We start from the raw sequence: 14430 nt of genomic DNA on the forward strand, positions 1-14430 counted from the left end.
AAAACACCGATGGAAAGGATTTTTTGTAAATTGTTTCGGTTGATTACCGTTGCATCAATCTATGCGAGCGATCTCTCTCAGTTTGTGATCCAAGAGATAAAACCGGCCGTCTAACGATTCTGCAATGAACGTACAGCTGTCGACCCAATCTCCGTCATTCATGTAAATGGTTGAGCCGATCGTCGTCATACTTGGGGTATGAGTGTGTCCGCAAATGACTCCGTCCACATTATGATCATTTGCATATTGAACCAGGATGGATTCGAATTTTGTAACATTGGCGAGAACTGTTTTGACTTTTGATTTTAAGTATCCGGAAAGAGACCAATATTCTTTTCCGAAAAATTTTCTGAATCGGTTTAATACCGAGTTAAAGAAAACGACAAGGTCGTATGTTTTGTCGCCGAGATGATACAACCAGCCTAGGTTTCTCATAAATCCGTCGAACTGATCGCCATGAATCAATAGTAAATTTTTTCCTTTCACTGTTTTGTAAATGAGATAATCGCTTAATGGAATTTCACCGAACTGAAATGCATTCTTTAACAGAAGATTTCTAAAAATCATATCATGGTTTCCCAAAATATAATTTACATTTCGTTTTCTACTGTATTTCAAAATCTTTTCAATTACCTTCCCATGGTCTTTGTTCCAATACCAATGAGAATTGAGCGCCCAAAGATCTACAATATCACCGATTAAGAATAAATTTTCGAATTTGATTTTTTTAAATAAATCCAGTAATAAGCCGGCTTTGCAGTGCGAGGTACCCAGGTGAAGGTCTGAAATAAAAACGGATTTGTATTTTATTTTTTTCATGTCGGAAAGATTGTATAAAAGTTACTAAGTATTGATTCCCGTTTAAAAATCAGTCATTGTCAAGTAGTATCTTGCTCCGGTTCCTTTGAAAGATATTAAGTCGCTTCGAAAAAATGCATTTGAGAATGATTGACATTCAGGTATACTTTGGTTCTTGAAAAGAAATCCGAATATCGGACAAAAGGAACAAATATGAGTTTGAAAACTTATCATGGAAGTTGTCATTGTGGGGATGTCAAATACGAAGCGGATTTGGATCTCAGTCTCGGCACGGGAAAATGCAATTGCTCCTATTGTAAAAAAGTCAGAAACTGGTCTACCATCATAAAACCAGCCGCTTTTCGTTTGTTAAGTGGTGAAGGAAGCCTTAGTTTCCATCAATTTGGGACAAAAAGCAATGCACATTATTTTTGTAAAAACTGCGGAATCAGAGTTTATTCCAAAGGTCATGTGAAAGAAATCGGCGGAGATTATATCTCCATTTCGATTGCCAGTTTGGATGATGCGGAACCTTCGGAATTGATAGAAGCGCCTGTTCGATTTTTTGACGGCTTGAATAATAATTGGATGAACGAACCTTCCGAAATCCGTCATCTTTAAACAGTATCGAATTGCCAATCGTCTTGAAATCAAATGTTATAAAAATCGGCAGTGTTTTCTTTTTAGGCCTGCTTTTCCTTTGGAAATTTTCCAATTACCTTACGGGTACGGAGCCTATAGGTTGGGATACTGGAGGACACTATCAGTTAGCAAATGTTTATCGGGAATCGTTTGCGAGTTTCAATTCTCTTGCTTGGGATGAGGGTTGGTTCGGTGGGTTCGCCGCTTTTTATTTTTACCCACCTTTCTTTTATTTTTTAACGAATATTATTTCCATCTTCTTGCCCGTTAATTTTCCTTTTGCTTTCGGGTTCGGTATTTTTTTAATCATCCCGCTTCTTGCTTATGCAATCATTCGTTTCTTGAACGTATTTGTTTTGAACAGGTTTCCCCTTTCTTATCAGCTCCCTATTTATGGGACCTCTGTTTTGTTTTATTTTTCTTATTCGGGTGACGGGCTGCAAGGAACAAGTGCGATCGGAATGCAACAAGGAACATTCATCTCCTCACTGGCACATGGGTTTTTATTGATCTCTCTCTCCCATTTGGAAGTCTTTCGTAAAACAAAATCCAAGGAAGAAGGAATTAAGTTTATCCTAATATCTTCCTTACTTATATACACCCATTTTCTAACTTCTTTTTTCTGGGGATTGGCGGTCCTGCTTCATTTGATCGTATTTCGCAAGGATTGGTTTCGGAACTTTAAATACTATTCCTCTTTCTTTGTCGCCATATTGATATTATCATTTCCGGTTTTATACAATTATCTGAAGTTTAGCGAATACACGAGCGGGGTTTTTTACGGATATACGTATCCTCCTCTTCTTTCGATTTTGGGAAAAGATGCTTATGATGTGGCATTAGCTTCTACCGGGAACGGCGAAAATTTTCTGGTAGCGTATATTCGTGAACTACTGTTAAGCGGAAGAGTTGTTTCCCTGTTTTTATTATTCGGTTTTATTTCCTTATGTGTTCGGTATTTGAAACATAGAAATGGAAGAAGATATGCGACGATTTTCACCTTCTTTTTTCTTTGGTTGTCTTTGGATAATACTTTCGGATATATTATTCCCGGTCTGATGATTCATAATTATAGGGCTTTTGATTCCGCTTTTCTCGGATTTTCCATGTTATCCGTACTCGGTGCTTTTCATATACTGATTCGCTGGAAATGGAAACTTCCAGTGCAATGGGGACTTGTGTTCTTATTTTTATTTACGTTACGAAATTTTATCTTTTTTCAACCGAAAGAAGTATCTTCCGATAGGGATGTTTCCCAAGAAATGGAGTTCCATCTTCATGAAACAGAAAAAGCTCTGGAACAACTACCCAAAGGTTCGCTCGTATTTCCTGAAATCGTTCGAACGAGTGTTATCCTCGATACTCCGCATTTTTGGTCGAATTTGCTTAGAAAGCATGGGCTCAGAAACGCCTTGGGACTCACTGTGGAATCTTCGTTGTATCCGACTCTTGCTTTTAACTGGGAAGAATTCGGGCTTGCGCATACTTTCCGTTGGGGAACGAATGTCTCTTGGAAAAGCCTATGGGCATCCAGCCTAACGGGTGATAATAGAAACGGCGAGCTGCCCGAGTTCTTGAGAAGGTCCGGAGTAAAATATCTGACCGGACATACTGCACCGTTCTACGAATTCATAAAAATAAGAAATAATGATTTCAAAATTCTATTTCAATCCGGTCCGTTTCTGATTGTGGAATTGTTGTATCCTTCCGAAAAACCGAACCTTCCGGGAGGATATCTGTCCTATTCGTGGTTACAGTCCAAAACTGCGGTGAAGCCGGATGTTTTTTTAAGAGATTCCAATACGATTCTCGCCCGATTGGTTTCCCATAACATTTCCATAAGGATCGTCAATCTGGAATCGTCTTCCGAGCTTTCGGACGAAGATTTGAAACAAAATATAAGTTTTCTATTTCTTTCCGTAGATTCAAAATACCGTCTGGATGGGATCTCTTATGCAAAGTCATTTGCACAAAAAGGGATTCATGTCGTTCTGCTCGGTGTGCCAGCACCACCTAATGATCCTTATATATGGGATTGGAGTCCTGATATAGAAAAAAGAATTGCAATACATTTGAAAAATTCGCAAGTAAAAACAAATCCTTGGAAATTCCATAATATGGGATATTTTCCCGAGTTGAAAGAAAGTAGCGGAATATCACTCTATCAGTCGGATTCGCACCAGATAGCAGTCATTAATGGTTCCGGAAAAATCAATGTTTCTCTTTCCGGTTTTCGTTCAAAATGGATCACATGGGCTTTGATCCTACTTCCGGTTTTTTATTTGTTAGCTCCTATCATACGAAAAACCCGGTATTTATTATTTTCATAAACGAGTTCCGCTTTTTTCGACCGCTTCAAAGCATCCCCAACAGGCTTATAATAATTTAGATTGATAACTGCATATTTATAACCTAAAATACCCGGAATCTGTTCGTAATCCAAGCTGCTTCCTTCGAAAAAGGATCTTTGTAACATATACTTTTTCTGATTAAAGGCCCATGCATAAATAGGATTTAGTCCGAATAGATAATTCTTTTCAGGAGCTCGAAACACAAAGTAAGGATAATCTCCCCATGATAAGAAAATATTTTTCTCTTCCGGCAGATTTTTTTTGATCCAGTCGGCGGCATTGAACGCAGGATTTGGATCTGTAAATTCATATTGTACTTTCATTTTTCCGTAAGTGATTGGAAAGAGAATCAAAAGCAGTACTGCGATTCCCGCATAGTTGATTTGTCTCGGACTCGGTTTGCCACTGAAGCAGAACAAATATCCGAATAAAAAATAATATTCAAATAATCGCAAAGAAGAAATTCCAAAAACAAGGTAAATGATTGTTAGGCTGAGAAATATTTTCTGGGTAATGGAGAATTCAGAGCCGTGAAATGTATGATAGATGATGAAAATCAATAAAAACCAAATACCTCCCCAGATCAAACTTCTTTCGGGGGCCAACCATTCCGCAATAGCCTCGGTATCGGAAGGCGGAAAAGCTTGTACTATCAATTCTAAAAAATATCCTTCGAACTGATTGGGAAAGGAAGGATGAAGAATCATTCCTAAGGTCAAACCTGAGATTGTATAAAGAACCGGTTTGTACGATAATTCTTTTGTTCGAAGGTAATCTCCCAGTAAAAAGAAAAAAGAAAGGATAAGCAAGATCGGAAAACCCGAGTAAGTCCAAACGGAAACGAAAGAGATCAAGAATATATAGATCCGATTTTTTTCTTTATGCTTTCTGAGATAAAGAAAGATGAATCCCAAAAACAAAACGATCCCTCTTCCGAAAAGCAATCTCCCTGTAAAGAGAGGGGAGCCTAATGTAAAAAATAAAGATGCAAATAAAACGGGAAAGGATTCGGATTCTTCTTCTAAAAAAGAATACATCTGATACAAGGAAAAGCTCAAGCATACAAGTAAAAATATTCTGATTGAGTTCGTTTCCGAGAGGGGAAGTAACAAAAAAGGTATTTCAAAAATATGGAAAAGAAAGTGGTAATCCGTAAATGCGATCTTTTGTATTCCGAATTCCGGCCAACTGAGAATTCTTACAAATCCATCGTTTAAATAAAGTTTGGCGATTGCGGTATGATAGTAGATATCAGCATCCGGTAGGTGGTTGCCGGAGAAAAAATAAATCGTATAGAAAAAAATCGAAATTCCAGTTGCGATCGAAGAAGGTTTGGATATACGGATCAGGGATATTCCCCCGGTTTGACTTTCATTGTTTTTGTAACGGAAGCAAGCCCCGACGGAACAAAAGCCCCCATCGCTCCGAGGGTTGTAGGAGAACTCGGGCTGGGGGTGAGCTCACCGGTAGAGGAGACTTTATATATCTCAAGCTGTTGTTGATTTGTGGAGCCGCCTGTGTTCGAAAGAAAATAAATAAACCTACCGCTTTCATCCCATGTCAAACTATTTGGTGCGTTCCCCACACCAATGGGAAATCCCGTAGGAGTGAGCGCGCCTGTGGAGGAATCTATCTTCAAAAGTTGGAGTCTATTGCCTGATGCATCCGAATATACAAAAGCGATAAATCTTCCGTAAGGATCGATTGTCAATGTTCTGGTGGATACATTCGTCGCCGAATAACTGCTGGAAGGTGTAAAAGGAGAGCCGGGGATCGCTGTCGCGGTTGAATCCTGGTTATAGGCAAAACCTATGATCGGTCCTGCGATATTGGCAATGGTTGTGTAAACGTAATTTTTTGTAGGATGTAGATTGATATTATCGTTCGATGTCGGACTGGCCGGCAAAGTTAAGGGACTGCCCGAGCCGATGGTGACTGTTCCGGAGGAAGGATCTTGGTTGTAAATACTCAATGATACGGGAGCGAATGCAGTATTGGTTACGAATATATTTTTTTCCGTAGGATTTACCACTATGGAATTCGGCCCGCAGTATGTACCGAAAGGATAACTTACGGACGGACTCTGGGTGAGTATATGAGTGGACTTATCTTTTGTGTATAGAAAAACCTGGGAAGCCCCTCTGGATATATATACATTGTTGGTACTTCCCGCTTTATTTACAGTTATATAATTCGGCAAAGGTTCAGGAGATGTTCCTACAACACTTACCGAACCGTTATCCTGTATTTGATAGGTATAAATATTATTAAAACTGGTGGGAACACCTCCTCCGGAAGAGGAAAGAAGTTCTCTGGTTTTCGGTATTCTCACCAATATGACAGGTGCATTGCCGGGAGCGTTCGGGGGAATCGCCTGCATTCCGATTGTACTAGTTAGTTGGCCGGAGTTCGGATCGACATTCCAGACTTTGATACCTACTTCACCGGGCTTCTGATAAAGCAATGCTAGAAATTGAGGCACTTCCGCATCAACGAGTGCTATTTCCTGAGGAATTAGACTTTTTAGATATGTAGAAACCAAATTCGTTTTGAAGAATGCCAGGCTTGCAGGATCTGCAGGATTGTTGAAACCCAATTTACAGTGAATCGTGATAATAAAAAAAGCTACAGAAGTTAACAGTAGAAAGGGTATATTCTTTTTCCTCTGAAGCATAAATGAACTTTATAAACTTATTTTTAAATTTTGCAATGAAAATCCGGAAATAAATTATAAATAATGAGACCATAATACAGCAAACAGGATCGATGTTCGTCAAGCCGCAACGAATTTGAATTAGGGATATTCTCCCGGTTTGACTTTCATTGTTTTTGTAACGGAAACGATTCCTCTCGGACTGAAAGAAGAAATGGTTCCTAAAATCACCGGTGAGCCTGGAGTGGAAGTGAGTTCTCCGGTAGAAGAAACTTTGTAAACCTCAAGCTGTTTTTCGCTGCTTGCTGCGCCCGTATCTGAGAAAAAATAAATAAACCTACCGCTTTCATCCCATGTCAGATCGCCGGGAGCATTTCCCACACCGATGGGAAATCCCGAAGGAGTGAGTGCTCCTGTAGACGAATTTATTTTCAAAAGTTGGAGTCTGTTGCCTGATGCATCAGAATATACAAAAGCGATGAATCTTCCGTAAGGATCGATAGTTAAGGTTTTGGTCGAAGAAGTAGTTGCCGAATAACTACCGGAAGGTGTAAAGGGAGATCCTTGGATGGCACTGGCGGTTGAATCCTGGTTGTAAATAAAACCTGCAATCGGGGCAGCAATATTGGCAATGGTAGTGTAGATGTAGTTCCTGGTCGGATGCAATGTCAAATTGTCATTTAATGTTGGTGAGGCGGCTATAGGCAGAGGACTACCGGAACCGATCGTTACAGTTCCTGCCGAAGTATCCTGCTGATAAATACTCAAATAAGACGGATTGGTGATGAATATATTTCGCTCCGTCTGTGAAACGAGAAGTGAAGAAGGGCTGCAATAGGTTCCGAATGGATAAGACGATAATGTACTTTGTGTTAGATTGCCTGAAGTGTCCTTTTGGTAAAGATAGACATTGGTAGTGCTGCTTGTGATGGTTGCATATACGTTCGTCCCCGATATATTAGGTGTAACTGTATTTGGTAAAATACCGGATGGAGAAGAGCCTATTACGGTAACGGACCCGTCATCCTGAATTTTAAAAGAATAAATCTTATTGAAAGTTGATGGTGACCCGAAACCGGATGAAGCAAATAACTCCCTGCTTTTCGGGACTCTCTTCAAATTAACAGGGCTATTGCCGGGAGCGTTCGGGGGAATCGCTTGCATCCCGATAGTACTTGTTAATTTGCCCGTGTCCGGATCCACATTCCAGACTTTGATTCCCACTTCGTTTGGGCCGGATTTAAGATAAAGTAGCGCTAGGAATTGAGGCACTTCTGCCTCAACCAATTCTGCGTCCTTAATCAAACTTTTTAGATACGTGGAGACCAAATTCGTTTTGAAAAATGCCAAGCTGGAAGGATCTGCCGGGTTGTTGAAACCTGGTTGGCAATTTACCGACGCTAAAAGAAAAATAAAAGAAAGCAATAGCAAAGAGGGTAATTTTTTTTCCCTAGGGAACATACTATCAATGAGAAGATCTATTCTTAGAATTTTCAACGAAAATCCGAAAAAAATTTCCAAATGAAAGTTATTGATTTCAGAAATTCGATCATTTCGCCCCTACACAGTACAATCTGAGCGGCTTAGTATTGAAAAGTTGCCGGGAAGGAGAGGTGTAGATTGCAACGGAACTTCACTGGGCTTTTCTAACGCGCTCAGGCACAACCTTTGCATAGGTTACTCTTTTTTCCTTCTTAAATTCGGAAGGTGTAAGGCCTGTAAGTTGTTTGAATACTTGATTGAAGTTGGATTTGGAATTGAATCCGGAGGAATAAGCTATAGACAAAAAGGTTTCTTTCGGATGATTTAAGATTTTCTGTTTTGCTTCTTCCACCCTGTATTTGTTGATCAGTTGGAAATATTGGGTCTTTTCCTCCAAATTCAAATACTCGGACAATTTATGAGTTGTGATTCCGAGAAAGGAAGAAAGCTTTGCCAAGGACAAATCTTCATCCAAATATACTTTATCTTTTTCCAATAGATCATTTAATTTCCTGCCGATAGCTACTAAATCGAGATTCTTTAGATAAGATTTTCTGATTTGCCTTTCTTCTTCCACAACTCTCTTTACTTCGAAGAAAAGTTCGGGGTAACGCAATTTTATCAGATAGAGTAGAATAGGAATCATCCCTACGAAGACTAACGGTATACCTTGCCCGATTTTCAAAATAGAAAACAATTGTAAGGTTACTACCAGAACGATAAATAAAATAAAAACCGATATGTAAAAAACAATTCGTAAGTTCACGTCCGCACGAAACCTAACAAAACGAATGTTTGTGAATACTTTGACGACAATCAATGTAAATTGAGCGAATAATGAGATGAATGCCGTAACAAAAGCGATCTTTACATTCCAAGGAGCGAAAACCCGAATCACATTCCCTTCTTTCCATAAGTAATCTTTTCTGGAAATGTCACTTGATAGAAAAGGCATTAAGCTCAAGAACACAATTCCTACGGGAAGACATCCTAAAATCCATACTTTGTTCGAAGAGTCTTCCTGATTCAAAACCAAGGAGATATAAGAACGAACCAATGGTCCGAGTAAGGTGATGAAAGGGAGAGGTGTGAAAAGTAAAAACGGAATGAAAAGAATATACCCGGAAAACAGAAGAAACGAGTGAAAAAAATAATAAGAGAGAATTAAAAAAATTACCGAAAGTCTTTTTTCTTTTTTCGAATTGTGCTGTAAAGAAACTTCACCTATCGCAAAAAGCAAAGAGAGTCCGCTGAAGAAAAACAATAAATATGTTAAATAAATATCGTAAGAGAAAGTCATTTTGATCTCATTAACATTGAAAGTAACGTAAAGAATCCAGTGAAATTTCATTTTTTAGTCCAAATTGTTCGGATTGGACGAACCATTCTCGGTAACTGGGTATACTGGAAAAATGTTTAGAATTTCAAACTTAACGCAGACGATAGTTATTCTTTCTCTATTGATTTCATTTTTTGCGAATTGCCGGAAAGAACCGGAACGTAAAAATGAAGGCCTCGGAATTTTGCTTCTGTATTATTTACGTAATCATCAAAACCCCGATAGCCCTTCTGTTTATTTTTCTACGGTTAGGCAGTTAAACTTGGAAGTTGCTTACGAACCGGGAGCGGAACCGGAGATCGGCAACTTTACATTAGGCGGGAGTTCCTACTGGTCGGTTACAGAAGATAATCTAAAGGCAATTTTCGCTGATCGGGGTTATTCGGTCGGATTCTCAATTCCTTCCAGCTTGAGCAATATGAAGTCGATTCCTTCCCAAAATAGATCCTTATGGAGTATATCTGACATACTTGCTTTGAGTGCAAAGTATCAATCGCAAAAATCTGATTATGCGACCGCAAGATTTTTTTTAGTATTAGTTCACGGATATTATAATGACAACGGAACTGCGAGTCAGTCCACGATAGGTTTGAATATCTCAGGAACACCTGTTACTGTAGTTTTCAAAGACGTGGTAGATACTTTTTCTACGACTACTAGACCTATTGCTGAACAAGTTACAGTCATTCATGAAATAGGTCATGCTTTGGGATTTGTCAATGGAGGAGTTCCTCTTTCCACAATGCATCAGGATACCGCCAATGGAAAACATTGCTCCAATACGAAATGTGCGATGTACTATCAGGTTGAGTCACAAAACAGTATTGTCAACTTTGTCCAGTCTTACATTAACAAAACGGATAAAATTATGTTTCAATCCGAATGTCTTGACGATGCAAAGAACTACAAACCTTAGCTAGCAGAAAATCAATATCCTTCTATATACAAATGGGTCTTGACATTGGGTGGTTCCGGTTCCAATGATATATGACTGATTGATCAATCATAAGAGATTTCAATCCGGAGTTTTCCATGAAGCGCAATAGTCTTTTCATTTTTTGGCAGGGTGTTTCGAATTTACTGAATAGAAATTCGATGAACGGAACGGTTCGGGGGATTTTGGTTAAGGAGGAACAGATCGGTGCCTATGCAACGAATTTGTTTCGATATGGAATCGCGGTTTTATTCCTTTTCCTGGCCTTTGGCACAGCCAAATCTCCCTCCGACTTATTTCTTAATTTCCTCACATTGTCTTTATTCCTGGCTTTTACGATTCTACATACGGTTTTATTAATTAGAAAATCAAAGTATTTGAATATTGTTTTTGATTACTTTACTGTGATCTTCGATTATTCTTTGATATTCGGTACTCCTGTCATTTATAGTCTTCGGGTTAGTCCGGATAATTTCGCTCATGTTTTGAAAAATCCCATCCTGTTTTTGCTAATGCTTCCGATTGCTTTGACTGCTCTTCAGTTTCGGATAAGATTGGTTCTCTTTTCAATACTACTCTTTGTTGTATTTTGGTTCGGGTTGGTGTCCGCAGGATTGTATTTGGGGATTCCATTGACCCAGGATTGGAAAGATTATGTTTTAGGTCCGGGAGTTATATTAAGCGATTTGATTTTGAGGCCGCTACCTTTTATCATCTTAGGATTGATATTAACATTCATTACTTATCGCGCAGTCTCAATGATCCGAAGGATCGGAGATTTGGAATCCCGTCGTGCTTCTTTAGCCAGGTTTTTTTCTCCCGATGTAGTCGAACAATTAAGCTCCGCAGAAGCAGGATTTGAATCAGGAGTTAGACAAAAGGTATCCATACTTTTTTCGGATATCCGAGAATTCACTCAACTGTCGGAAGATTTGGATCCTTCCGTATTGGCGCAATTTTTAACAGACTATCGGAATAGAATGACAAATGCGATTTTCGAGTTCGGAGGAACGCTCGATAAATTCATAGGAGACGCTATCATGGCAACCTTCGGAACTCCCAAACCTTCCGAAATTCAAGGTCAAGATGCATCTAACGCAATAAAGGCGGGACAGAAAATGTTTTTGGTTCTGGAAGAAATCAATTCGGAACGAAAAAAAAGAGGTTTGTTGCCCGTTGAGATAGGAATAGGGATCCATGTCGGAGAAGTGTTTTGCGGAACGATCGGAACAGAAGGCAGAATGGAATACACTGTGATCGGAGACGCCGTTAATACCGCTTCCAGAATTGAATCCCTATGTAAATTGTTTAAGGAAAGATTTTTAATTTCGGATGCTGTATTAAAGGAAGTCGGTTCGGGTTTGTTGGTAAAAAAACTACCTCTGACAAAAGTAAAAGGAAAGTCTTTGCCTCTTCAAGTATACAGTCTTTCGGGACCAAAGCCTGTTTCACGGAAAAATTGACTAAATAAATATTTTTATCGTTTGAATTTTGTAGTCTCTTTATAAGAATCAAATTGGAACCGACCGAATTCAATGCCAGACAGCCCTGACAATCCTTTGGAGAATTTTTCTTTTGAAGACTCTACCATTTCCCCGAAAGAGGAGTGGGATTCGGGAGCGGCTATTTTGGGGTTACCCAAAAACCAAGGTAGATTTTCTCTTACCGCACAGTTGATATTGGAAGAATTGCGAGTGCGTCATCAAAGACTCGCGATGCATGGTAGCTCTGAAATTGCTCCCTCTCTTCTTTTAACGCTTGATAGTATTTCCGAACTACTATTGAAAGCGGTTCAATTGACTGAAAATCATAAAACTCCCGAAGCAATCAGTGAAGCGCTGAAAGAGCTTTCCGACTTGGGAAACGGATTCAAAGACAGGTCGGTTTATTTTTATCCTTATTTTCTTAAGACGGATACCGGACTCGTTGTTCGTATCGCTTTGGTTGCTCCACAAAACAAGGAAAAGACGGATATCATTCCATACCGAAGAGCTTGTTTTAAATACTCTCAGGATATCATCGCCATACTGATGAAAAATTTCGCTTCCAGGGAAACGATGATTGAGGAAGAGAAGCCGGGGGCGAGGCTTTTGTATCGGGATGAAAAAGGGATCTTGTTTTTAAACCCGAATGGGTTTTCTTTCGAGTCCGATGTCGAATTCATTCTGAGAAAAGGATTTGAACCTTATTTTTATATTCCTCTCCCCGATTTTATCGTAGACTTGGTGAGTTATGCCAACGCCTCTTCCAAGTTATACGAAGTAAATAAAAACTATCATATCGTTTTGTCTCAAAATTCTTTTTTAGACACTCTATTCAAACACATAGCGGTGCAGTTGGATGCGCTTTCCGGTTTTTCTTTTCATTATCTTAAGAAGTTCGCAAAAGAAAATAAAATACTTAAAGCTCTGGATCAAATTGAGGATTTGGAAGCCAAGATTCCCAGTTCGGGGAAGAGGTTGGTGGAAGGCGGTTGGAAGTTTGCTTACGAACTTATTTTTCTTGTAAAAGGATTTCCATTCGATCAGGTCAAATCGGACGAATTACAAAGAGTTAAAGATTCCTGTTTGGTATCCATTGCTATTTTGGAAAAACTTTTGAATGAAATTCAATCCAAGGGCAAAGATATTTTAGAAACCAAAATTGCGGAGATCATAGTCAAAATCAAGAATAGGGTGATGGATCATACGGAAAGGACTCTTAGCCTCAGCTTGATCAATCTGGAACAAGAAATCCAATTCTTGAGATCTTTACCGAAATTTGAAGAAAAATCCGTCATTGAACAGCTGCAAGCAGGTTTGTCAAAATCTTTAGGAGTAACTATCGCAGGAGGCGAATCGGGGAAAGGGGCTTTGGTTGCAGTAGACCAGAAATATTTTTCCGATGTGGTTTTGAATACGAAAGATCTTTCTTTGAAAGATCCCATTTACAAGGAACATCTAGTTTTTCTGGAAGAAATCAAAAAGATTTTAAAAGAAAGAAAAGATGAAAATTTCGATACTCTTTCCCAAAACAAAGAACAGAATGATCCCATTTCTAAAAAAGAAACGGAAAAAGAGGAAATCAAAACTACTGCATTTGATTTTGCGGAAATTCAAAAAAACTTCAATCTTCCCGTAGGAATCATCACAGCACTTTCCGGTTCGGTTCTTTCTACGATCATTGCAATCGCTTTCAACCGTTTGAATAGTTTGCTTACCGGACTATTTGCGAGTATAATCCTCGGTGTTGTTTTGGCTTATATTTTACGCAAAGACGATTCTAAAAAAACTAATAAAGATAAAACTTCCTTAAAGAATCATTCCATTCAGGAAGAAAGATTTTTATCTCTGATCAAAGCCTCAGAGTCTTTTATCTACCCTAAAAAATACAATCATCTGCTTGATAAGGTATACGATCCTAAAAAATTACGAAATCAGATTGAAGAAAACCTGAATGAAATCAGGAATCTACTCTCCGTACAAGAAAGAAAAAAAGAAGATCAAAAGATCATTTCCGAAGTAGAACATGCCATTTTACAGATTTCTGCGGTGATTCGAATTCCGGAAGCTTTGCAAATAAAAGGGCGCACCAAAGAAATCATTATCAGCAAAGCTGATTTTAAAACCGCTCTGTTTCGGGACAACCTGGCGGAATATTACCGAAAGGAAGCAAGTGTGTATCAATCCGACAAAGATATGTTAAACTATTTTAATTTTATAATCCGGGAAATCGAATTCGGATATTCCAGATATATCAAATAAAACAACGCACGTTTGCTTTTGTGCGTCGTTCTTAAGGAGGCGGAGGTAGGTTGGATTAGTAAACTTTAATCAGTTCGACTTCAAAAAGCAAAGTAGAGTTAGGTGGAATAGATCCTGTTCCCTTTGCTCCGTAACCCAATTCGGGAGGAATGGTTAGTTTGCGGATTCCGCCTTCTTTCATTCCTTTTACTCCTTTGTCCCAACCTTTGATGACTTCACCTGTTCCTAAATTGAATTCGAACGGCTTTTTGCGATCTCTGGAACTGTCAAATTTCTTTCCGTTTGTAAGTTTTCCTACGTAATGAACCGTAACATTGGAACCAGAATAAGCTTCTTTCCCCGTCCCTAATTTAACATCTTGAATGATTAAATCTTTTTCCGAGGGAATCATCGGAGTTTGTAATAGAAATATGAGACAGAATGAAGAGAAAAATAAATATGATCGTTTCATTTTGGACAGGTCCTCTCAAAGAATGGAATCAAATCAA

General features: G+C 38.8%; 11 protein-coding genes. 5 read left to right on the forward strand and 6 right to left on the reverse strand.

What is annotated here, in order from left to right; translation table 11 throughout:
• Positions 1 to 54 precede the first annotated feature (54 nt).
• The gene (locus tag DI077_RS03170; protein WP_109020858.1) at positions 55 to 819 is read right to left on the reverse strand and encodes a UDP-2,3-diacylglucosamine diphosphatase; all 765 of its coding nucleotides are present in this window, start codon (positions 817 to 819) and stop codon (positions 55 to 57) included.
• Between the two features lie 192 nt (positions 820 to 1011).
• Between DI077_RS03170 and DI077_RS03175 the strand changes: the two genes are divergently transcribed.
• Both DI077_RS03175 and DI077_RS03180 read left to right on the forward strand, forming a co-directional pair.
• Entirely contained in the window at positions 1012 to 1419 is a 408-nt protein-coding gene (locus DI077_RS03175; RefSeq protein WP_109020883.1) for a GFA family protein, read from the forward strand.
• Positions 1420 to 1442: 23 nt separating this feature from the next.
• On the forward strand, positions 1443 to 3770 hold the full coding sequence (locus tag DI077_RS03180) for a hypothetical protein (protein ID WP_109020857.1): 2328 nt from the start codon (positions 1443 to 1445) through the stop codon (positions 3768 to 3770).
• Here DI077_RS03180 and DI077_RS03185 read toward each other — a convergent pair.
• From DI077_RS03185 to DI077_RS03200, 4 genes are all read right to left on the reverse strand, one after another.
• Positions 3719 to 4828 carry a hypothetical protein gene (locus DI077_RS03185; RefSeq protein WP_135354908.1) on the reverse strand — a complete coding sequence of 370 codons (1110 nt, stop codon included), beginning with the start codon at positions 4826 to 4828 and terminating at the stop codon, positions 3719 to 3721. The genes DI077_RS03180 and DI077_RS03185 overlap by 52 nt on opposite strands.
• Positions 4829 to 5136: 308 nt before the next feature.
• On the reverse strand, positions 5137 to 6387 hold the full coding sequence (locus tag DI077_RS03190) for a beta-propeller fold lactonase family protein (protein ID WP_167837168.1): 1251 nt from the start codon (positions 6385 to 6387) through the stop codon (positions 5137 to 5139).
• A gap of 198 nt (positions 6388 to 6585) precedes the next feature.
• Positions 6586 to 7749 carry a beta-propeller fold lactonase family protein gene (locus DI077_RS03195; protein ID WP_167837167.1) on the reverse strand — a complete coding sequence of 388 codons (1164 nt, stop codon included), beginning with the start codon at positions 7747 to 7749 and terminating at the stop codon, positions 6586 to 6588.
• 328 nt (positions 7750 to 8077) lie between these two features.
• Positions 8078 to 9277: a helix-turn-helix domain-containing protein gene (locus DI077_RS03200; RefSeq protein WP_109020853.1), complete on the reverse strand. Its 1200-nt coding sequence runs from the start codon at positions 9275 to 9277 to the stop codon at positions 8078 to 8080.
• A 61-nt stretch (positions 9278 to 9338) separates the two neighbouring features.
• Here DI077_RS03200 and DI077_RS03205 point away from each other — a divergent pair, with 61 nt between their 5' ends.
• From DI077_RS03205 to DI077_RS03215, 3 genes are all read left to right on the forward strand, one after another.
• Complete coding sequence (locus DI077_RS03205) at positions 9339 to 10181, forward strand: hypothetical protein (protein ID WP_109020852.1); 843 nt, start codon at positions 9339 to 9341, stop codon at positions 10179 to 10181.
• 116 nt (positions 10182 to 10297) lie between these two features.
• On the forward strand, positions 10298 to 11662 hold the full coding sequence (locus DI077_RS03210; RefSeq protein ID WP_109020851.1) for an adenylate/guanylate cyclase domain-containing protein: 1365 nt from the start codon (positions 10298 to 10300) through the stop codon (positions 11660 to 11662).
• Between the two features lie 72 nt (positions 11663 to 11734).
• Positions 11735 to 13942, forward strand: a complete 2208-nt coding sequence (locus DI077_RS03215) for a hypothetical protein (protein WP_109020850.1) — start codon at positions 11735 to 11737, stop codon at positions 13940 to 13942.
• A 55-nt stretch (positions 13943 to 13997) separates the two neighbouring features.
• Here the strand turns inward: DI077_RS03215 and DI077_RS03220 are convergent, their stop codons facing one another.
• Positions 13998 to 14393 (reverse strand): FKBP-type peptidyl-prolyl cis-trans isomerase, encoded by a 396-nt coding sequence (locus tag DI077_RS03220; protein ID WP_109020849.1) that lies wholly within the window; start codon positions 14391 to 14393, stop codon positions 13998 to 14000.
• Positions 14394 to 14430: the final 37 nt, after the last annotated feature.

The sequence above is a fragment of the Leptospira kobayashii genome (genome assembly GCF_003114835.2).
GTDB classification, from domain to species: Bacteria; Spirochaetota; Leptospiria; order Leptospirales; family Leptospiraceae; genus Leptospira_A; species Leptospira_A kobayashii.

Coding starts and splice junctions, on each gene's coding strand:
- DI077_RS03170 (WP_109020858.1), bottom strand. CDS start 819: ATGAAAAAAATAAAATACAAATCCGTTTTTATTTCAGACCTTCACCTG.
- DI077_RS03175 (WP_109020883.1), top strand. CDS start 1,012: ATGAGTTTGAAAACTTATCATGGAAGTTGTCATTGTGGGGATGTCAAA.
- DI077_RS03185 (WP_135354908.1), bottom strand. CDS start 4,828: ATGTATTCTTTTTTAGAAGAAGAATCCGAATCCTTTCCCGTTTTATTT.
- DI077_RS03200 (WP_109020853.1), bottom strand. CDS start 9,277: ATGAAATTTCACTGGATTCTTTACGTTACTTTCAATGTTAATGAGATC.
- DI077_RS03205 (WP_109020852.1), top strand. CDS start 9,339: ATGTTTAGAATTTCAAACTTAACGCAGACGATAGTTATTCTTTCTCTA.
- DI077_RS03210 (WP_109020851.1), top strand. CDS start 10,298: ATGAAGCGCAATAGTCTTTTCATTTTTTGGCAGGGTGTTTCGAATTTA.
- DI077_RS03215 (WP_109020850.1), top strand. CDS start 11,735: ATGCCAGACAGCCCTGACAATCCTTTGGAGAATTTTTCTTTTGAAGAC.
- DI077_RS03220 (WP_109020849.1), bottom strand. CDS start 14,393: ATGAAACGATCATATTTATTTTTCTCTTCATTCTGTCTCATATTTCTA.